Source organism: Rheinheimera soli (genome assembly GCF_031457405.1).
Classification (GTDB): Bacteria; Pseudomonadota; Gammaproteobacteria; order Enterobacterales; family Alteromonadaceae; genus Pararheinheimera; species Pararheinheimera soli_A.
In genome coordinates this window covers 268,145-287,167 of sequence record NZ_JAVDWR010000002.1, presented here as the reverse complement: position 1 = coordinate 287,167, position 19,023 = coordinate 268,145, and the positions used below count along the sequence as shown (strand labels likewise).

Annotated in this window: 17 protein-coding genes; 2 read left to right on the top strand and 15 right to left on the bottom strand. The window is 45.6% G+C overall.

Annotation, left to right across the window (positions count from 1 at the left end; translation table 11 throughout):
- Nucleotides 1–56: 56 nt before the first annotated feature.
- The 4 genes from thpR to metB are packed head-to-tail and all read right to left on the bottom strand — an operon-like array spanning nucleotide 57 to nucleotide 5,247.
- Nucleotides 57–611, bottom strand: coding sequence for an RNA 2',3'-cyclic phosphodiesterase (gene thpR, locus J2W69_RS05940; RefSeq protein ID WP_310275573.1), 555 nt, complete (start codon nucleotides 609–611; stop codon nucleotides 57–59).
- A 51-nt stretch (nucleotides 612–662) separates the two neighbouring features.
- Nucleotides 663–1,565 carry a methylenetetrahydrofolate reductase gene (gene metF, locus J2W69_RS05935; protein ID WP_310275572.1) on the bottom strand — a complete coding sequence of 301 codons (903 nt, stop codon included), beginning with the start codon at nucleotides 1,563–1,565 and terminating at the stop codon, nucleotides 663–665.
- A gap of 8 nt (nucleotides 1,566–1,573) precedes the next feature.
- Entirely contained in the window at nucleotides 1,574–3,961 is a 2,388-nt protein-coding gene (gene metL, locus J2W69_RS05930; RefSeq protein WP_310275570.1) for a bifunctional aspartate kinase/homoserine dehydrogenase II, read from the bottom strand.
- Between the two features lie 5 nt (nucleotides 3,962–3,966).
- Nucleotides 3,967–5,247, bottom strand: coding sequence for a cystathionine gamma-synthase (gene metB / locus J2W69_RS05925; RefSeq protein WP_310275567.1), 1,281 nt, complete (start codon nucleotides 5,245–5,247; stop codon nucleotides 3,967–3,969).
- 211 nt (nucleotides 5,248–5,458) lie between these two features.
- Between metB and metJ the strand changes: the two genes are divergently transcribed.
- Nucleotides 5,459–5,794 carry a met regulon transcriptional regulator MetJ gene (metJ, locus tag J2W69_RS05920; protein WP_260655934.1) on the top strand — a complete coding sequence of 112 codons (336 nt, stop codon included), beginning with the start codon at nucleotides 5,459–5,461 and terminating at the stop codon, nucleotides 5,792–5,794.
- Nucleotides 5,795–5,957: 163 nt separating this feature from the next.
- Here the strand turns inward: metJ and J2W69_RS05915 are convergent, their stop codons facing one another.
- The 6 genes from J2W69_RS05915 to queA all read right to left on the bottom strand — a co-directional run bounded on the left by J2W69_RS05915 (nucleotide 5,958) and on the right by queA (nucleotide 13,272).
- Nucleotides 5,958–7,199 carry a malic enzyme-like NAD(P)-binding protein gene (locus tag J2W69_RS05915; protein WP_310275565.1) on the bottom strand — a complete coding sequence of 414 codons (1,242 nt, stop codon included), beginning with the start codon at nucleotides 7,197–7,199 and terminating at the stop codon, nucleotides 5,958–5,960.
- A 558-nt stretch (nucleotides 7,200–7,757) separates the two neighbouring features.
- Nucleotides 7,758–8,699, bottom strand: coding sequence for a protein translocase subunit SecF (gene secF, locus J2W69_RS05910; RefSeq protein ID WP_310275563.1), 942 nt, complete (start codon nucleotides 8,697–8,699; stop codon nucleotides 7,758–7,760).
- Between the two features lie 9 nt (nucleotides 8,700–8,708).
- Nucleotides 8,709–10,559, bottom strand: a complete 1,851-nt coding sequence (gene secD, locus J2W69_RS05905) for a protein translocase subunit SecD (RefSeq protein ID WP_310275561.1) — start codon at nucleotides 10,557–10,559, stop codon at nucleotides 8,709–8,711.
- A gap of 12 nt (nucleotides 10,560–10,571) precedes the next feature.
- Nucleotides 10,572–10,910, bottom strand: coding sequence for a preprotein translocase subunit YajC (gene yajC / locus J2W69_RS05900; protein ID WP_008900444.1), 339 nt, complete (start codon nucleotides 10,908–10,910; stop codon nucleotides 10,572–10,574).
- A 46-nt stretch (nucleotides 10,911–10,956) separates the two neighbouring features.
- Complete coding sequence (gene tgt, locus J2W69_RS05895) at nucleotides 10,957–12,090, bottom strand: tRNA guanosine(34) transglycosylase Tgt (RefSeq protein WP_310275559.1); 1,134 nt, start codon at nucleotides 12,088–12,090, stop codon at nucleotides 10,957–10,959.
- A gap of 147 nt (nucleotides 12,091–12,237) precedes the next feature.
- Nucleotides 12,238–13,272 (bottom strand): tRNA preQ1(34) S-adenosylmethionine ribosyltransferase-isomerase QueA, encoded by a 1,035-nt coding sequence (gene queA / locus J2W69_RS05890; RefSeq protein ID WP_310275557.1) that lies wholly within the window; start codon nucleotides 13,270–13,272, stop codon nucleotides 12,238–12,240.
- 186 nt (nucleotides 13,273–13,458) lie between these two features.
- Between queA and J2W69_RS05885 the strand changes: the two genes are divergently transcribed.
- The gene (locus J2W69_RS05885; RefSeq protein ID WP_310275555.1) at nucleotides 13,459–14,211 is read left to right on the top strand and encodes a hypothetical protein; all 753 of its coding nucleotides are present in this window, start codon (nucleotides 13,459–13,461) and stop codon (nucleotides 14,209–14,211) included.
- A 19-nt stretch (nucleotides 14,212–14,230) separates the two neighbouring features.
- Here the strand turns inward: J2W69_RS05885 and J2W69_RS05880 are convergent, their stop codons facing one another.
- From J2W69_RS05880 to pstB, 5 genes are all read right to left on the bottom strand, one after another.
- Nucleotides 14,231–15,142 (bottom strand): hydrogen peroxide-inducible genes activator, encoded by a 912-nt coding sequence (locus J2W69_RS05880; RefSeq protein ID WP_310275553.1) that lies wholly within the window; start codon nucleotides 15,140–15,142, stop codon nucleotides 14,231–14,233.
- A 202-nt stretch (nucleotides 15,143–15,344) separates the two neighbouring features.
- Nucleotides 15,345–16,613 (bottom strand): inorganic phosphate transporter, encoded by a 1,269-nt coding sequence (locus J2W69_RS05875; RefSeq protein ID WP_310275551.1) that lies wholly within the window; start codon nucleotides 16,611–16,613, stop codon nucleotides 15,345–15,347.
- 19 nt (nucleotides 16,614–16,632) lie between these two features.
- Nucleotides 16,633–17,307 (bottom strand): TIGR00153 family protein, encoded by a 675-nt coding sequence (locus J2W69_RS05870; RefSeq protein WP_310275549.1) that lies wholly within the window; start codon nucleotides 17,305–17,307, stop codon nucleotides 16,633–16,635.
- A gap of 155 nt (nucleotides 17,308–17,462) precedes the next feature.
- Nucleotides 17,463–18,173: a phosphate signaling complex protein PhoU gene (gene phoU, locus J2W69_RS05865; RefSeq protein WP_310275547.1), complete on the bottom strand. Its 711-nt coding sequence runs from the start codon at nucleotides 18,171–18,173 to the stop codon at nucleotides 17,463–17,465.
- Between the two features lie 27 nt (nucleotides 18,174–18,200).
- Entirely contained in the window at nucleotides 18,201–19,013 is an 813-nt protein-coding gene (gene pstB / locus J2W69_RS05860; RefSeq protein WP_405047872.1) for a phosphate ABC transporter ATP-binding protein PstB, read from the bottom strand.
- Between the last annotated feature and the right edge of the window lie 10 nt (nucleotides 19,014–19,023).

The following is a 19,023-nucleotide window of genomic DNA, read 5'->3' as shown; positions in this document are numbered from 1 at the left end:
ACACAAGCTGAGTGTAACTAAGTCTAGCTGCTAAGGTGTTGATCTAGTGTAAAGATTCAGGCCTTTGGGACTAAAGTATAAGTCTGAACCGGCTGATAGAGGACACCCTGTTCAGTGCTGATGGAATGGTACAAAGCCACTTCTGTACAAAGCAGGCTTAAAGGTTTAACCGCAAATGGGAAAACAGCTGCAGACTGAAACTTACGTGCAAGGGTGACATGAGGCACAAAAATTTCCGGTGCAGGGGCATTCAGAAAAGGCAAAGCCAGCTGCTGCAGTTGCTGTTGTAATAAAGTCAGAGTTTCAGTAGGTTGAGAGATAGCCAGATATAATACTTTGGCCTGCCTGAACTGATCCAGCGCGTCAAAACAGAGCTCAAAAGGCGGCAGCTGGCGCAGCAATTTCAGGCTTTGTGACCATAACTGCTGTTGCACAGCTAAAGGTTGCTGGCCTAAAAACACCAGCGTCAGATGCAGATTGTTAATCGGGTGCCATTTGGCATCTGCACTCAGTTCAGGCTGCTGATAATGCTGTAATAGCTGTTGTTGTTCCGTGCTGAACTTCAGACTTAAAAAACATCTGTCAGTTATGTTGCCTGTCATCTTATTCATACAAAAACGCCAGCTATGGATGCTGGCGTTAGTTTAACTCTGTGGATCAGATCACGCGACTGCGACCTGAGGTCTTACACCTAACAAATGACAAATAGCATAACTCAATTCGCAGCGGTTTAAGGTGTAGAAGTGGAAATGATTCACTCCCTCACGGCTTAATACTTTCACCATATCCATGGCTATATTGGCAGCCACCAGATTACGGGTGGTTGCGTCTTGATCCAATCCTTCATAGGCTTTGTTCATCCAGCCAGGTATAGCTACATTGGTCATGGTGGCGAATTTGGTCAGTTGCTGGAAGTTCGTCACAGGTAAAATGCCCGGTACAATTTCCACATCTATACCAATAGCGGCACAGCGGTCGCGGTAGCGTAAGTATTTTTCCGGTTCAAAAAAGAACTGGGTAATAGCACGGGATGCACCGGCATCAATTTTGCGTTTTAAGTTCAGTAAATCAAACTGAGCATTCGGCGATTCAGGGTGTACTTCAGGGTATGCCGCCACTGAAATATCAAAATCCGCCACTGAACGTAAAATTTCGACTAAATCCGCGGCGTACAAAGCTGGTTTTTCTTTATTGCCAGGCGGCAAATCACCACGCAAAGCGACAATATGACGAATGCCATTGTCCCAGTAGTCTTTGGCAATACGCTCAAGTTCGCTACGGCTGGCATCGACGCAGGTTAAATGCGGTGCCGCTATTAAACCGGTACGCTGTTTAATCGACTTAATAATGTCGTGTGTACGGTCACGTTCACCTGAGTTTGCGCCATAAGTCACAGAAACAAAAGAAGGTGCCAAAGGCGCTAAACGTTCAATCGATTGCCATAAAGTGTTTTCCATCTGCTCTGTTTTTGGCGGGAAAAACTCAAAGCTGACGTTGACCTTGCCTGCAACATCCTGCAGGTTGCGGTTAATAGATTCTAAATACTGTGCGCTGACAAAAGACATATTATTTCTCACTTCACCCAGGCTGCGGCCTGAGCCTGACTATGTTTAGCTGCTTTGGCAGCGGCAATTTTTTGTTTGGCTAAAATGGCTAAATCGGCATGTACACCACCAGCCGTCACCTGACGACCAGCGCCAGGGCCTTTTAACACTAATGGATTCTGTTGATACCAGTCGGACTCAATGACAAAAATATTGTCACAAGGCAAAATGGCCGCCAGCGGGTCAGTCTGCTCTACAGCTACTAAAGACACCTGTGCTTTGGCCTTGCCTGCTTCTATTCTTAAATCGGCGACATAACGTAACACTTTACCCGCCGCCTGAGCTTTGTGCTGTAGCGTAGCTAATTCCTGATCAAGAACTTCACGCCCGGCCCAGAAGCCTTCAATACTGCCACCACTTAAAGAAGCGGGTAACAAAGGCTCCAATTCAATCTGATCAATATCCAAAGCTAAATCCAGTTCACGGGCCAGCACCAGCAATTTACGTTGTACATCTTTACCTGATAAATCGTCCCGTGGATCAGGTTCAGTTAAACCTAAGTGTTGAGCTTCCAACACAAAGTCGGAAAAAGCTTTGCTGCCGTCAAATTTCGCCAGTAACCAGGATAAAGTACCGGAGAAAATACCGCTGATGCGATGCACTGTATCGCCGCTGCTTCTCAATTCCTGCAATAAACGTTGTACAGGTAAACCGGCTCCTACTGTGGTATTACTTAGCCACTGCACCTGCTGCTGTTCCGCCGCTTGTTTGATCTGCTGATACTGCGCCAAAGGCAAAGTCACCCCTTGTTTATTGGCACTGATTAAATCTAAACCTGCATGAATAAACTGCGGATAACGTTCGGCAAAAGCACGGCTTGGGGTTAAATCCACAAGCACTTTAGGTTCAGGCAACTGCGTAAGTGCCAATTCCAGCTCTGCTTCAGTATAAGCAGGAGCCAAAGACAGTGCCTGTTGCCAGTGATGGATATCAATTTTTTCAGCAAAAAGCGCCTGACGGGAATTAAATAAACCAGCCAGTTTTAAATTGATCTGACCAGAAAAAGCTTGTTGCTGCTTCGCCAATAAAGCTAAAAACTCAGCGCCCACATTACCAGTGCCTGCCACGACTATATTCAGTTGTACTTGAGTTGGCAGTAATAATTGATGTAGCTCAGTCAGTTCCAAAGATGTTAAAGCGCTTTGGAACAACCACAACGCCAGCTGTTCGTCTTCAAAACTAAAAGTTGCTTGCTGACGGTCTAACCAACGACCAGCTGCAGCATTGACTTGTTTTTGCTGGCGGGCTGCAGGTTTCACCCAAACCACTGCATGAAAGGCCTGAGGATTCACCCGTGCAAAGACCTGCTGACCGGCCAGATAACTTAACAAGGTATCCACCTGATTGCTGGCCACTATCCACTGATCCGCAGCTTTAGGTGCTGCAAAGACGGTAATTTGTAAGGCGGAAGCCACAGCTGCAGCACTTAATTTACAACTTGCAGGAACAGTGACTAAAGCAGCCTGTGCTAAGTCAGTTAAAAATTGTACTTCAATAGCGGCTTGCTGGCTGACTTTACAGCCTGGATGATTTGGCTCAAAACTGCTGCGAACTATTAAATCGGCAGGCGCATCCAATAAAGGACTCAAAGTTTTGGCATGCAATACCGGATTACCCAACTGGGCCAAAGTTAAGGCCTGTTGCCATGGCACCTGACGGTAAGCCCGGGCCGAAGGCACTTTACGAGGGTCAGCACTGTAAATTGCATCCACATCAGTCCAGATATGAATAGCCTGAGCTTTAACAAGGCGGCCTACAATAGTAGCGGAGTAGTCGCTACCATTACGGCCTAAGGTGATGCTGTTGCCTTGTAAATCACGGGCTATATAACCAGTCACTACTTTAATGCCAGAGGTTTCAAAAGGCGCCAGCCATGAAGAAGACACTTCGTAGTGCACTTCACTGCCGTCCAGACGTAAAAAATCACGGGCATCTATAGCGCATGCTTTTAAGCCTTGCTGACTCAATAAAGCCGCCAATAGTTGACTGGATAAACGCTCACCTATCGCCAATACATCGTTAAACTGAGCACTAGCTAAAAAGCCAGGCACTTCCGCTAACCAACTTTGTACTCTGCCGGTTAGAGTCGCAGCATTCTGTTCATTTAAAGTACGCTGAATGAGCAGGCTCAGCTTTTCAGTCAGTTGCTGTAACAATGTCGCAAAAAGCTCTGGCTGCTCACGGCTGTCGATTAAAGCCAATAACTCATCTGTGGTGTCACCAGGTGCGGATACCACCACCCAGGCTTCTGGTTCTTTTGCCACAATAGCGGCGACTGCAGAAAAACGCTCAGCACTGGCTAAGCTGCTGCCGCCAAATTTATGCACTGTGTTTTGATTCTTCACTGTACTGCTCATAAAATTCACCATAAAACACTAAGTGCCGGATTTAATCTGAATTGTTGCTGTTCGTTTTTTGCTAAGGCTGCATCTGCTGTTGCTGGCTCTGACTGAACTTTTTCTGTTGGGTTGTTTTGCTTTATAGCTGCATCTACTGCAGCAAAAGCCTGTGCCAGATCGGCGATCAAATCCTGAATATCTTCAATACCCACAGATAAACGAATTAAGGTTGGGCCTATGCCAGCCGCTTTTTGTGTGGCGGCATCTAAAGAGGCGTGAGTCATAGAACCAGGGTGGCAAATTAAGCTTTCAATGCCACCTAAAGACTGTGCCAGAGTGAAACACTGCAGGGCTTCAAAAAATACAGCTAAGTAGACTTCATCGGCGGCCAGATCAAAACTCAGCATGGAACCAAAACCATGTTGCTGTGCTTTGGCAATGGCATGACCCGGATGATCTTTTAAGCCAGGGTAATAGACACGGTCAACCAGCGGCTGTTTTTGCAAGAAATCGACCACCAGCTCTGCATTGTGCTGATGTTGTTTAATACGAGGCAATAAAGTCCGCAGGCCACGTAAAGTCTGGTAGGCATCAAAAGCACCACCAGTTACACCTAAACAATTCGCCCACCATTTCAGCTCATCACCTACGGCAGCGTCTTTGGTGATTAAAGCACCACCTACTATGTCGCTATGGCCATTAATAAATTTAGTGGTTGAATGAACCACTATGTCAGCACCTAAGGCTATAGGGTTTTGCAAAGCAGGTGATAAGAAGGTGTTATCCACCACCAGGATAGCATTTAGTGTTTTTGCCAATTCAGCCGTAGCTTTGACATCGGTAATTTGCAGCAGCGGATTACTTGGGGTTTCGACCCAAATCATTTTAGGCTGTGCTGCTTTAATTTGTTCTGCCCAGTCAGCTTGCTGGAAATTAACCACTACCAGTTGAAAGGCTTTTTTGCGAGTGGCCAAATTCAGGAATAAACGATAGCTGCCACCATAACAATCATGGGGGATCACTAAGGTATCTTCCGGGCTAATCAATTGCAGCGCCAGCAGGCAGGCTGACATGCCAGTGCCAGTGATTAAACCTTTAGCACCGCCTTCCAGTTCTGCCAGGGCATCACCTAATAAATCCCGTGTTGGGTTATTCGAGCGCGAATAATCATATTTGCCCGGCTGCTTAAAGGCTTTGAGTTCATAAGTTGAGGTTAAATACAAAGGTGGCGTAACAGCACCATAAGCAGAGTCCTGCGCTATTCCGGCACGGGCAGCTACTGTGGCTGAGTGTTGTTTGCTCATAAAAAACCTCAAATTTAGATGTTTAGACGTCTAAAAGTATACTCAGCAAAACTAAGAAGTCAAAACATTTAGACGTCTATACGATTAAATCTTGCACAGTGTTTGTACTCGGGAGTATAAAGAAGTAAAATTTCGTTTAATTACGTGTACGTGCGCGACAACGTAGCAAAGGTCAACAGACCATATAACTAAATTCAATCAAGGTATCCCTATGGCAAAGTGGAATGGTGAGTATGTTCACCCTTATGCGGAACACGGAAAGAAGTCCGAACAGGTGAAAAAGATTACAGTCTCTATCCCGTTGAACGTATTAAAAGTGTTAACAGATGAAAGAACCCGCCGTCAGGTAAATAACCTGCGTCATGCCACCAACAGCGAATTATTGTGCGAAGCTTTTCTGCATGCCTTCACTGGTCAGCCTTTGCCTGCCGATGAAGATTTACGCAAAGACAATCCACACCAAATTCCTGTGGAAGTGCGTAATATTTTAACCAGTATGGGTAAGCCAATTCCTGTGATCCAGGAAGCGGAATCAGACGAAGAATAAATAAAACTGGGGCCTGAGTTCTGACTCAGGCCCCAGGTATACCCAAAGTAATTGGAGTTGCAGGGAGGCGACAAGAGTGTGAGACCCCAGGAGCATAGTTTACCTATGTGACTGGGGCGAGAGCTCGAAGTCAACAAAGCTGCAGCTTCAAGTACGAAGGGTATTACTGCATATAATTTTCAGGCATGGGCAAACGAGCCACTCCTGAGGCCACGGCCGCTTCTGCGACTGCGCGGGCAACGCGGGATAATAAACGTGGGTCCATTGGCTTTGGAATAATATAGTCTGCACCAAACTCCAGTGTATCAACCTGAGCAGCTGTTAACACAGCCTGCGATACCGGCTCTTTAGCGATAGAGCGAATAGCCTGCACTGCAGCAAGTTTCATTTCGTCGTTAATCACCTTGGCGCGAACATCCAAAGCACCACGGAAAATGAAAGGGAAACACAAGACATTGTTGACCTGATTCGGATAATCAGAGCGGCCTGTCGCCATAATTAAATCACTACGCTGAGCATGCGCCAGTTCAGGCTTAATTTCCGGATCCGGGTTAGAGCAGGCAAAAATAACAGGTTTATCAGCCATTAGTTTTAAGGCTGCTGCTGGCAGAGCATCTGGTCCTGACACACCAACAAACACATCGGCGCCTTCCATTGCCTCTTCCAGTGTGCGCTTGTCCGTGTTATTAGCAAACAGCTCTTTGTATTTGTTTAAATCGTTACGGCGGGTGTGGATCACACCTTTGGTATCGAGCATATAAATATGTTCACGCTTAGCGCCACATTTGATCAACAGCTCCATACAGGCAATAGCGGCTGCACCAGCACCTAAACAAACGATCACCACTTTGCTGATGTCTTTACCCTGAATTTCCAAAGCGTTCAGCAAACCTGCGGCTGTGACTATGGCTGTGCCGTGTTGGTCATCATGAAATACCGGAATATTGCAACGCCGGATCAGCTCTTTTTCAATCTCAAAGCACTCAGGCGATTTAATGTCTTCAAGATTAATGCCACCAAAGGTATCGGCTATATTGGCTACGGTATCAATAAACTCTTCAGTAGTACGGTGAGTGACTTCAATATCGATGGAGTCTAATCCGGCAAAACGCTTAAACAGCAGAGCTTTACCTTCCATCACTGGTTTAGAGGCCATAGGGCCTAAGTTACCTAAACCTAAAATGGCAGTGCCATTGGTGATCACAGCCACCAGATTGCCTTTGCCTGTGTACTTGTAGACATCATCAATGTTATTCGCTATTTCACGCACAGGCTCAGCCACACCTGGGCTGTAAGCCAAAGCGAGATCTCTGACTGTTTCAGCAGGTTTACTGATTTCAATACTGATTTTGCCTGGTTTAGGCTCGGCGTGATACTTAAGCGCCTGTTCTCGAAAGTCTGACATAGGTAAGAGGTTCCATGAGTAAGTATGCCCTGTGGGCTGTTATCTTCTATTTGCCATGAGCTGTGGTGCAACCCAAAAAGGTGGCTCATTCTAAAGAGCAAGCCTGTCCTTTAGAACCACTAATTTTCAGATCGTACCAGTGAGACACCACAGTACTGCAGAACTCATTCCAATGTTTTCACCGTGCCGTCAGGCGCTTTTGTAGGGTATGCCTGTCCGGCTCAGACTGCTGAAAACTTCAACAACAGAGCTCTACACGTCTGTTATAACAAGTTTTATGCAGTGCGCCAAGCGCTAAAATCAAACTGATCTGACCAGAGGCAGGCAAAATGATAAAGCATGCAGTTTTATGCCATCTTTAGCCGGATAATTTTGATAAAAAACTGCTTAGCCATGCAAGCAAGGAGAAAGGATTTTAGATAAATCGAATAAAATCAAATAGATAATCAAGAATGCGAGCAAATAATAAGCAAACAGTTTATGCAGAATAAATCTTTATTTCTGTTTCAAAAAAGAAAGGCCGGAAACCGGCCTTTCTTGACAGCTATAATCCCGTCATTAAAGCGAAGGAGTATTCTCACCTTCTTTTTCAATCACTTCAGGTAATAAATCTTCACGGCATGCGCCTAACAACACAGCAACAGAACTTGCTACGTAAATTGAAGAATAAGTACCAATGGCAATACCAAACAACAAGGCGGCAGCAAAACCATGCAACAAAGGGCCGCCTAAATAAAACAGTGCAACCAGCGACAAAGCTGTGGTACCTGATGTAATAGTAGTACGGCTCAATGTGGAGGTAATAGCTTCATTCACCGTCTCTTCGACTGTAGCTTCACGCAGTTTACGGAACATCTCCCGGATACGGTCAAATACCACTATGGTGTCGTTGATTGAGTAACCCACCAGCGCTAATAAGGCCGCTAATACGGTTAAATCAAACTCCATACCTGTGATCGAAAACATACCTACAGTGATGATCACGTCGTGAATTAACGCCACAACGGAGCCTACTGAATACCGCCATTCAAAGCGGAAGGCCACATACATCATGATGCCGATAAAAGAGGCTAATAAAGCCAACATACCGTCATCTTTCAGTTCATCACCTATAGCAGCACCAACAACCTCCACACGGCGCTTGGTGACTTCACCTTCTTCCACTTTCTGGATAGAAGCAATAATCTGCTCACCCACCACAGCCTGGTCTACATCGTCGCGTGGTGCGATACGGATCATCACTTCAGTCGAGGTACCAAAATACTGCACCACCGCATCAGGAAAACCATCAGCAGCTAAGGCAGTTCGTATTTTTGGCAAGTCAGCCTGTTGCTCAAAACCAGCCTCAACCACTATACCGCCGGTAAAATCCAGACCAAAGTTAATGCCTTTGGTGAAAATACTGAATAACGCACCAACGACCAGCAACAAAGAAAATATGATGGCTGGCGATTTGAAACGCATAAAGTTAAGCGGTTCTTTAAAATCAAGAAACTTCATCATAATTCCTTATATAGGTAGTTTTTCAACTTTACGGCCACCCCAAATCAGATTGACAAACAATCTGGACACGGTCACAGCAGTAAAGATAGAGGTGATAATACCTATGGCTAAAGTCACGGCAAAACCTTTGACCGGGCCAGAACCTAAACCAAACAGAATCAACGCCACTAAAAAGGTGGTGAAGTTGGAGTCGGTAATAGTGGCAAAAGCTCTGTTATAGCCTTCATGAATGGCTTGTTGTACGGAACGACCATTGGCCAGTTCTTCACGAATGCGCTCGTTAATCAGTACGTTGGCATCAATAGCCATACCTATGGTTAATAAGATACCGGCCATACCAGGCAAGGTCAGAGTAGCGCCAGGCACCATAGACAACACACCAATCAACAGTACCACATTGCTGGCTAATGCCAGGTTAGCGACCACCCCTACCCACTTGTAGTAGAAGGCTATAAAAATAACAGTCAGCAACATACCCACCATAATAGCGTTGGTACCCAGCTCAATGTTTTCCTGACCCAGGCTTGGGCCTATGGTGCGTTCTTCGACAATCTGAATAGGAGCAATCAAAGCACCGGCACGTAATAACAAGGCCAGGTTTTGTGCTTCAGCCGGGCTGTCTACACCAGTAATACGGAAACTGCGACCTAAACGCGCCTGAATAGTAGCCACGTTGATCACTTCTTCTTTTTTCTCAAGGATAGTGCGTCCCTGTGCATCTTTTTTGTCGGTAGGCTTGTATTCAATAAAAACAGTAGCCATCGACTTACCAATAGCTTCTTTGGTCGCCTGCGAGAAGGTATTGCCGCCTTTGGCATCCAGATCAATATTCACCTGAGGACGGCTGTATTCATCGAAGCTGCTGTTGGCACCAATAATATGGTTACCTGTCAGCATCACTCGTTTTTGCAGCAACACGGGACGTCCAGCACGGTCATTGTACAACTGCGCATTAGGTGGCACACGGCCTTCTATCGCACTTTGCAAATCCCCAGCTTCGTCTACCATACGGAATTCAAGAGTGGCAGTTGCACCTAAAATTTCTTTGGCGCGGGCAGTGTCCTGCACACCTGGCAATTGAACCACAATACGTTCAGCGCCCTGACGTTGCACTAAAGGTTCAGCCACCCCAATAGCATTAACACGGTTGCGAATAATAGTGATGTTTTGGGCTACCGCATCTTCACGTAATGCTTTTACTTTGATTTCACTAAAACCGGCGGTCAATGTCAGATCATCGGTTTCAGTAAAAGTCATGTCGCGGTCTTTACCACTTAACAAGGTTCTGGCCGCAGCTAAATCGTCAGCGGTACGGAAACTCAGATTCACCTTTAAATTAGGCACATCAGCAGTCACAGCGCGGTAACGAATTTTGGCTTCACGCAGATCAGTACGGTACACCAGCACTAAATCATTGACGTTTTTTTCCATAGCGGTTTTCATATCCACTTCCATCAGGAAGTGCACACCACCACGCAAGTCCAGACCCAACTTCATTGGAGCTGCACCTATAGCATCCAGCCAGGCTGGTGTTGCCGGAGCGAGATTTAATGCAGTAACGAAGTTGTCGCCTAACGTCTTATTGGCAACTTCACGTGCTTTTAACTGATCTTCAGTGTTTAAAAAGCGAACCAGCACCTGGCCTTTTTCCAATACAGCTGACTTAGGTGTTAACCCTTGTTCAGTAAAAGCTTTTTGCAATTCATCCACGGTTTGCTGAGTGACATCAGCACCACGGCTTGCATTGATTTGTATGGACGGATCATTGGGATACAAATTCGGCAGGGCGTACAGCATGCTGACGCCCATCACGATGATCACCACTAAGTACCGCCAGATGGAATTCTGGTTTAACACATTAAAATCCTTTTACAGTGATTTCATCGTGCCTTTCGGCAGTACGGCAGCGATAGCAGATTTCTGCACTGTGACTTCGGTGGTCTCGTTTAATGCGATAGCAACAAAATCTTTATCGTCAGCAATTTTTGCAATACGGCCAACTAAACCACCTTGGGTTAAGACTTCATCGCCTTTGCCTAACGCAGACATCAGATTTTTATGCTCTTTTACACGTTTAGCTTGCGGGCGGTAGATCAGGAAATAAAAGATCAAACCAAAGGCAGCTAACATAATCAGTAAATCCCAACCACCACCTGCAGGTGCTGTAGCTGGTGCGTTGGCGTATGCATTGGAAATAAATAAACTCATCACATGTCCCCTAAAGTTTTAAATTAAAAGTTTTAAAAATGAAATCTTATTGTTCTAAAAGGCTTGCTTCCAGCGGCGGCACATCCATGCCCCTTTTCTGGTAAAACTCAGCCACAAATTCTTCCAGCTTTTGTTCAGCAATAGCTGCACGCAAACTTTGCATTAATTTCTGGTAATGATGCAGATTGTGGATGGTATTCAGGCGCGCACCCAAAATCTCATTGCATCTGTCCAGATGATGTAGATATGACCGGGAATAATTTTTACAAGTGTAGCAATCACATTCTGCATCTAAAGTAGAGGGATCGTCCTTGTGTTTTGCATTGCGGATCTTAATCACACCGGTACTGACAAACAAATGGCCATTACGGGCATTACGGGTTGGCATGACACAGTCAAACATATCTATACCACGACGCACCGCTTCCACTATGTCTTCCGGTTTGCCTACCCCCATCAAATAACGAGGCTTGTGCTGTGGCATCTGACCTGTGGTGTGGTTAAGGATTTTAATCATATCCTCTTTCGGCTCACCCACAGACAAACCACCAATGGCATAACCATCAAAACCAATATCTTCAAGACCTTGCAAGGAGATGTCACGCAGTTCAGGGTACATACCGCCCTGAATAATGCCAAACAAAGCGGATGGGTTATCACCGTGTTCATCTTTGCTGCGTTTAGCCCAGCGCAGAGACATTTCCATCGACTTTTTCGCTTGCTGCTCTGTGGCAGGGTACGGCGTACATTCGTCAAAAATCATCACTATGTCTGAGCCTAAATCACGTTGCACCTGCATAGAACGCTCAGGAGTTAACAGGATTTTTTCGCCGTTCAAAGGCGAACGAAAGGTCACACCTTCTTCTTTTATTTTGCGTAGCTCACCTAAACTGAACACCTGAAAACCACCAGAGTCAGTCAAAATAGGTTTGTGCCAGTGCATAAAATCATGCAAATCACCGTGTTTTTTGATGATTTCAGTGCCAGGACGCAGCATTAAATGGAAGGTATTGCCTAAGCAGATTTGTGCACCAGTGGCTTCCAGTTCTTCAGGCGTCATGCCTTTGACTGTGCCATAAGTGCCCACAGGCATAAATGCAGGAGTTTCAACAATGCCGCGCTCGAATACAAGACGGCCACGACGGGCTTTGCCGTCGGTTTTTAATAATTCAAATTTCACGTTCTACCTCAGTCTCTGCCAGAAAAACAGTCCGGCTTTTTTCGCGCCCGATTGTAGCAGAACAAAAGGCCAAACCCCACCTTTAAGCAGCACCGCCCTGTCATTGAAGCCTGAGTATCAATGACCAGAGGCGACATTAAGGAGGATTTAGAGGATCAGCATCGCATCGCCATAGGAATAAAAACGATACTCCTGCTCTATCGCAGTTTGATAGGCCTGCATTACATAGTCTTTTTGACTAAAAGCACTGACCAGCATAATCAATGTGGATTCTGGCAAATGAAAGTTAGTGACCAAACCATCAATCACCTGAAACTGGTAACCCGGGTAGATAAATATTTTAGTGTCGCCGCTGTATGGCTGTAAGTCTTTGCCTTGCTGTAATGCAATTTGAGCCGCAGATTCCAGAGAACGCACCGATGTAGTCCCCACAGCCACTACTCTGTTACCACGCGCTTTACAGGCATGAATAGCATCTACCACGGCCTGCTCGACTTCGATGTATTCAGCATGCATCTGGTGATCCAGCACATTATCCACCCGCACCGGCTGAAAAGTACCAGCCCCAACATGCAAAGTGACATAAGCGAACTCTATGCCTTTGGCTTTCAGCTCTGCCAGTAAAGGCTCATCAAAATGCAAACCCGCTGTTGGCGCTGCTACAGCACCAGGTTTCTGGTTATAAACAGTCTGATAACGCTGCTTGTCTTCGTCGCTGTCTGGTCTGTCTATGTAAGGTGGCAACGGCATATGGCCCAACCTGTCTAACATAGTCAATAAAGGCTCTTCCCCTAACAGCTCCAGCTCAAACAAGGTATCGTGGCGCTGCAGCATTTTTAGGTGGGTGTTGTCATCGACCAGAATAATGCTATCTGGCTTAGGGGCCTTACTGGCGCGTACATGCGCCAAAAAGCGCTGAGTATCGAGCACCCGCTCCACCAGAATTTCTACTTTGCCACCCGATTCTTTTTGACCGAATAAGCGGGCTGGGATCACCCGGGTATTGTTAAATACCAATAAATCGCCGCTATTGAGTTGTCCAGGCAAATCAGTGAACACCAGATGGGATAACTCACCAGTCCGGCGCTGCATTTTTAATAAACGACTGCTGGAACGTTCTGCTTTAGGAAAACGTGCGATTAGCTGCTCTGGCAGCTCAAAAGAAAAGTCTTTAACTTGCATAAATATAATCCGCTAGTCCGCTTTACCGACAAACTTTAAAAACCGGCATCTACACCGATACGAAATGCACTTTGCAGCGCGGCGGCAGTCTACAAAGATGTTTTTTTCAATACAAGCTATTTTTCGCCACAACAGCAATGAGCAAAATTTCAGCTAAGCTTTGGAAAAGCTCAAGGACAAAACCGCATGATGTATCGCCTTACTGTACTTTTGTTTTGCTTTTTCATAGTGCAATCCGCCGTGGCGGAGCAAAAAGCACAGTCACAGCTTCAGATCAGCACCCCTGTCTGGCCTGGTTTTACGAATGCTGATGGTACTGGTGCTTATGCAGATTTGTTTCAGCTGATTTACCCAAAAGATCAGACAGAACTGGTGTGGCATTTCAGTAACTTTGGTCGCGCCATCCATCTGGTGCAGCAAGGTAAACATCATGTGGTACCAGGCTTGTCCGCCTATGAAGCCGGCAATGAGCATCAAGGATTACTGCTGTCTGCCCACCCCTTTGATTTTGATTTAATAGTTGCCATTTACGATCCAACACATACGGCGCTGCCGCAACTGGAGCTGCTGAAACAGCATAAACTGGCCTGGGATTTAGCATACGACTTACATCTGGTATTAGGCCTGCCGGAAAAAGGCTATGAGGTACTGGATATCAAGCAAGGCCTGGAGCTGGTTAAAAATCGCCGGGTTGATATTTATCTGGCGGAAAAAAGTGAATTGCATCAGTACTTAAGAGGTGAAAGTGCTGTGCAGCTGCAACCTTTGCGTTATCAGGAACTGTTGCGTGATCCCATTTATCTGGCCTTTGCTGACACTGAATCAGGCCGTTTATTTAAAGCCTTGTGGGATAAGCGTTTTCTTTCGCTGTACAAAACAGGTCAGCTGAAACAGTTTTATCAAACCTATCCCCAACTGACCTTGCCTCAATTGCCCTGAACTTAGAGAAAACCTGTCTTTAGTCACCGCATTTTTGTTGCAGTACTTCAGAGATTAACTGCGCCATCTGACGGTAACTGCGTAACTTGCTGGACGTAGGACGCCAGGCGACACCAATATCACGGTAGGCTTGGCCAGAGCCTGGTTTCTGAGCCACTAACTCAGTGCCACGCAACAAACCGCTGTTAATCGCCATCTGCGGCATAAAAGTCACACCCAGTTTGTTATTGACCATCTGACTTAAGGTATGCAGGCTAGTGGCAAAAAAAGGATTTACTTTGCGATTGTCATCCAGCTCGCAGGCTTTTACTGCATGGCCTGTCATACAATGCTCACGCTCCAACAGAAAAATACTTTCATCCGGCCACTGGCTGATGTCTTGCTGAAAACCACGGTCCAGCCAGTCTTTATGCAATACCAGCTTAAAAGGGTCTTGTGCCAGCACTTCGGTATGCAAAGTGCCAGTGTCATAAGGCAGAGCCAGTAACACTAAGTCTAACCGCCCTTCAATCAACGACTGTAACGAGTTTTCAGTGGTGTCTTCCCGCAGTAATAACTGCAGTTCAGGAAAACGTTCACGCGATAGCGCCATCACTTCACTCAATACAAAAGGCGCAATGGTAGGGATACAACCTAAACGCAAAGGACCCGCCATCGGCTTACCCTGACATTTGGCAAATTCGGTCAGCTCTTCACACTGTTCCACTATATAACGGGCCTGGCGCACCACATCTTCACCCAAAGGGGTGAAAATAAAGGTTTTATGATCACGCTCCAGCAACTGCGCGTTCATGGTTTCTTCTAAGTTGGCGATGGCCGCACTTAAGGTGGACTGACCTATATAACAAGCTTCAGCAGCACGACCAAAATGCTGGTGTTCATGCAAAGCCAGAAGGTATTGCAATTGCTTAATACTGGGCACACGTTTCATCTTTTATTCCGATGATCAAAATCAATTAAAACCAATTTAATCGAATAAAACCCAAAAGCAAAGCGACAAGCTGTTAATTTGCGACAGAACCCCAGAAGCTGCGAAGTATAGCCTGGCAATGTTTAAGTGAGCTGCAAAGGAGTTTTACGGGTATAAAAAATCCCGGGAAAAGCCGGGATTTTTGATCAAACAACAGAAGGGATCAGACGCTAAATATCGCTTTGATAATATAGAAAAATACGATAGCCAAAGCGGCGCCCACAGGTAAAGTCACTACCCAGGAAATAAAGATATTACGCACTACACCTAAATTCAGCGCAGCAATACCACGTGCTAAACCTACACCTAATACAGCACCCACTAAAGTTTGAGTGGTCGAGATAGGTAAACCAGTACCTGAAGCTATCACCACAGTAGTAGCGGCAGACAACTCAGCAGCAAAACCACGGCTTGGGGTTAAATGAGTAATAGCAGTGCCCACAGTTTTAATGACTTTGGCGCCTAAAGTGGCTAAACCAATCACAATACCTACAGCACCTAAAGGTAAAATCCACCAGTCCAGTTTGGCTTTACCTGCAATTTCACCACCAGACTGGATCACGCTGACAACAGCAGCCAAAGGTCCAATAGCATTAGCTACATCGTTAGAACCGTGTGCAAAGGCCATACAACAAGCCGTGGTGATCATCAGAATACCGAAGATTTTTTCCACGTTAGTAAAATGCATTTCTTTATCAGCTTGTGGGTCTATATGCACCCTGCTAATCGCTACTTTACCAATGACCCCCACCACCAGAGCTATGCCACCACAAATCCAGATGTTTTGCTCAGTGGTTAAATTTAACCCAACATGAGTTAAACCTTTAGTCACAGTCACCAAAGCCATCATCAGCGCTGCAAAAGCCATATAAAAAGGCACATATTTTTTTGCATTAGCCAGCGGATTATCGGTATCAAAAATTAAACGCTGGGCACTCATAAAAATTAAGTAGGCCAGAATACCTGCCAGTACAGGGGTAACCACCCAACTGCCCACTATACCGCCTACTTTGCCCCACTCCACTGCATCTACACCCACGCCTACAGCGGCAAAACCAATAATGGCACCAACAATAGAGTGGGTCGTGGACACAGGCCAGCCATAATAAGAGGCCACCAGCAACCAGGTGCCTGCAGCCAACAAGGCTGCTATCATGCCAAATACCATTAACTCTGGCGCTGACGCAAAGTGAACAGGATCAACAATGCCACTGCGAATGGTAGAAGTTACAGAACCACCCGCTAAATAGGCGCCGGCAAACTCAAAAATAGCAGCAATAAAAATCGCTTGTTTCACAGTTAAAGCTTTGGATCCTACTGAGGTCCCCATGGCGTTTGCCACGTCGTTGGCACCTACACCATAAGCCATAATAAAGCCAAATACAGCGGCTACGATAATCAGCGTATAGCCGTACGTAGTTAAAATATCCATGTTTGAATTACCTTAAGAATTAACGAGCCAACATGATTTCAAGACGTGAACCTACTTTCAAAGCAGAGTCAGCCAAATCGCCAACCCACTCCAGAGTGCGGTACAGAAACATCACATCAACCGGATTCATTTCGGCTTCAGATTTACGCACAAATTTACGCAAACTGATCTGCAACTGGTCGGTATCATGCTCGATTTCATCGATACGTTCGACCATTTTGATCACTAAGTCGACTTCGCGGCCACGAAAACCAGTTTCCAACAGCTCATCCAGTTCATTGATTGCTTCACATGCAAGTTCGACAGCATCGATACAGCGCTGCAGATAAGCTTTAAATTCCGCCTGAATAGGAGCAGGAATTTCCAGCTCACGACCTAAAACACGGCCTGTGATGTCTTTGGCTTTGTTGGCAATTTTATCCTGCTGCGAAACCAGCTCCAATAAGTCCGTTCTTTCAACAGGTAAAAACAGCCCACGTGGCAAATGCACACGGATATCACGTTTTAAATTGTCGGCATCCTTTTCCAACGTCACAATAGATTTGCGAACTTCAGCCGCTTTATCCCAATCCTTCAAAAACACTGCATCAAAAAATGGCAGCAGCAACAAGCTGGCATCAAATACCTTTTTGATATGTTCTTCCAATGGCTTGATAGGGGATTTTGCGAAAACCGCCAAAAAGTGATTTGGCATAATGAGTGTGCCTCTTGTTGTTGAGTTGACGAAAGTCGGCGCGCATTGTACTGCAATCAAAGTGTAATAAAAACGACTTAAAAGGCCAGAGTATAAAAAGCCTGATAAAACATAGGTTTTATCAGGCTTTTATGACAACTAAATGCTGAAAATTTTTAACTGCGGGCGTCTTGCTCTAATTTTTCATCATCACTGTGGCGCACGTCTTTGCCTTTGACCAGGAAGACTATGTATTCAGCCACGTTTTTACAACGGTCGCCAATACGTTCCATAGAACGGGCAGACCACAATACATTCATGATCTTAGGAATAGAACGTGGATCTTCCATCATGTAGGTCATTAATTGACGGGTGATGGCTTCGTATTCACGGTCTACTTTTTTGTCTTCGCGGTGCACTGCTAAAGCGGCTTCCACGTCCATACGGGCAAAAGCGTCCAATACATCGTGCAACATCTGAGCGACATGGCGGCCCATATTATCCAGATTCACCAGTAAATCCTGCTGAGCACTGTTAAAGGACTCCAATGCAACTTTAGCGATACGTTCGGCTTCATCACCAATACGTTCTAAGTCAGAAATGGTTTTGATAATAGCCATAATCAGGCGTAAATCGCTGGCTGCAGGCTGGCGTTTGGCAATGATACGAGTGCATTCGTGGTCAATTTTAATTTCCCAGTCGTTTACTTTCACATCATTGGCGATCACCTGACGGGCTAAATCAGCATCACTGCTGGCAATAGCATTCAGCGCATCAGCCAGTTGTTGCTCAATTAAGCCACCCATTGCCATCACATGGTTACGGACTTGCTCAATTTCTTCATTAAACTGACTGGAAATGTGCTTCGTTAAATTCATTTTGTCCATCGCTCTCTCCTCGTGGGGGCTAATCCGTTAACCAAAACGGCCTGTGATGTAATCTTCAGTTTGTTGCTGCGATGGATTGGTGAACATCTTATTGGTGGCATCAAACTCAATTAAATCACCCATATACATAAATGCAGTATAGTCGGATACACGGGCTGCCTGCTGCATATTGTGGGTAACAATCACGATAGTGTATTTATCTTTGAGCTCATAAATCAGTTCTTCAATTTTCAGCGTGGAAATTGGATCCAAAGCTGAAGCCGGCTCATCGAGTAATAGCACTTCAGGTTCAATCGCAATAGCTCGTGCTATGACTAAACGTTGTTGCTGACCACCAGATAAACCAAAGGCATTGTCATGCAAACGGTCTTTCACTTCGTTCCACAAAGCTGCGCCTTTTAATGAAGTTTCGACCACCTCATCCAGGATACGTTTATCTTTGACGCCTTGCAGACGCAGGCCATAAGCCACGTTTTCATAAATGCTTTTTGGGAATGGGTTAGGTTTCTGGAATACCATGCCGACCTGACGGCGTAACTCAGCCACGTCAATTTTCGGGTCATAGATATTCTGACCATCCATTAAAATCTGCCCTTCAATGCGGCAGATATCCACTAAGTCGTTCATCCGGTTAAAACAGCGCAGCAAGGTGGATTTACCACAACCTGAAGGGCCGATAAAAGCCGTGACGCGTTTTTCCGGGATCGTCATATTGACGCTTTTTAATGCCAGCGAATCTGCGTAATAGAGTTTCAGATCATTGACCTGAAGTTTGATTTTTTCTTCCGACAGTTTCAATTCATTTTCTACCGGTGGAGCAGTTAATTTATCTTGATTCATCTTCGTTACC

What these genes read in the sequence shown, in the direction of transcription:
- thpR (WP_310275573.1), bottom strand. Translation starts at nt 611, where the DNA reads ATGAATAAGATGACAGGCAACATAACTGACAGATGTTTTTTAAGTCTG.
- metF (WP_310275572.1), bottom strand. Translation starts at nt 1,565, where the DNA reads ATGTCTTTTGTCAGCGCACAGTATTTAGAATCTATTAACCGCAACCTG.
- metL (WP_310275570.1), bottom strand. Translation starts at nt 3,961, where the DNA reads ATGAGCAGTACAGTGAAGAATCAAAACACAGTGCATAAATTTGGCGGC.
- metB (WP_310275567.1), bottom strand. Translation starts at nt 5,247, where the DNA reads ATGAGCAAACAACACTCAGCCACAGTAGCTGCCCGTGCCGGAATAGCG.
- metJ (WP_260655934.1), top strand. Translation starts at nt 5,459, where the DNA reads ATGGCAAAGTGGAATGGTGAGTATGTTCACCCTTATGCGGAACACGGA.
- J2W69_RS05915 (WP_310275565.1), bottom strand. Translation starts at nt 7,199, where the DNA reads ATGTCAGACTTTCGAGAACAGGCGCTTAAGTATCACGCCGAGCCTAAA.
- secF (WP_310275563.1), bottom strand. Translation starts at nt 8,699, where the DNA reads ATGAAGTTTCTTGATTTTAAAGAACCGCTTAACTTTATGCGTTTCAAA.
- yajC (WP_008900444.1), bottom strand. Translation starts at nt 10,910, where the DNA reads ATGAGTTTATTTATTTCCAATGCATACGCCAACGCACCAGCTACAGCA.
- queA (WP_310275557.1), bottom strand. Translation starts at nt 13,272, where the DNA reads ATGCAAGTTAAAGACTTTTCTTTTGAGCTGCCAGAGCAGCTAATCGCA.
- J2W69_RS05885 (WP_310275555.1), top strand. Translation starts at nt 13,459, where the DNA reads ATGATGTATCGCCTTACTGTACTTTTGTTTTGCTTTTTCATAGTGCAA.
- J2W69_RS05880 (WP_310275553.1), bottom strand. Translation starts at nt 15,142, where the DNA reads ATGAAACGTGTGCCCAGTATTAAGCAATTGCAATACCTTCTGGCTTTG.
- J2W69_RS05875 (WP_310275551.1), bottom strand. Translation starts at nt 16,613, where the DNA reads ATGGATATTTTAACTACGTACGGCTATACGCTGATTATCGTAGCCGCT.
- J2W69_RS05870 (WP_310275549.1), bottom strand. Translation starts at nt 17,307, where the DNA reads ATGCCAAATCACTTTTTGGCGGTTTTCGCAAAATCCCCTATCAAGCCA.
- phoU (WP_310275547.1), bottom strand. Translation starts at nt 18,173, where the DNA reads ATGGACAAAATGAATTTAACGAAGCACATTTCCAGTCAGTTTAATGAA.
- pstB (WP_405047872.1), bottom strand. Translation starts at nt 19,013, where the DNA reads ATGAATCAAGATAAATTAACTGCTCCACCGGTAGAAAATGAATTGAAA.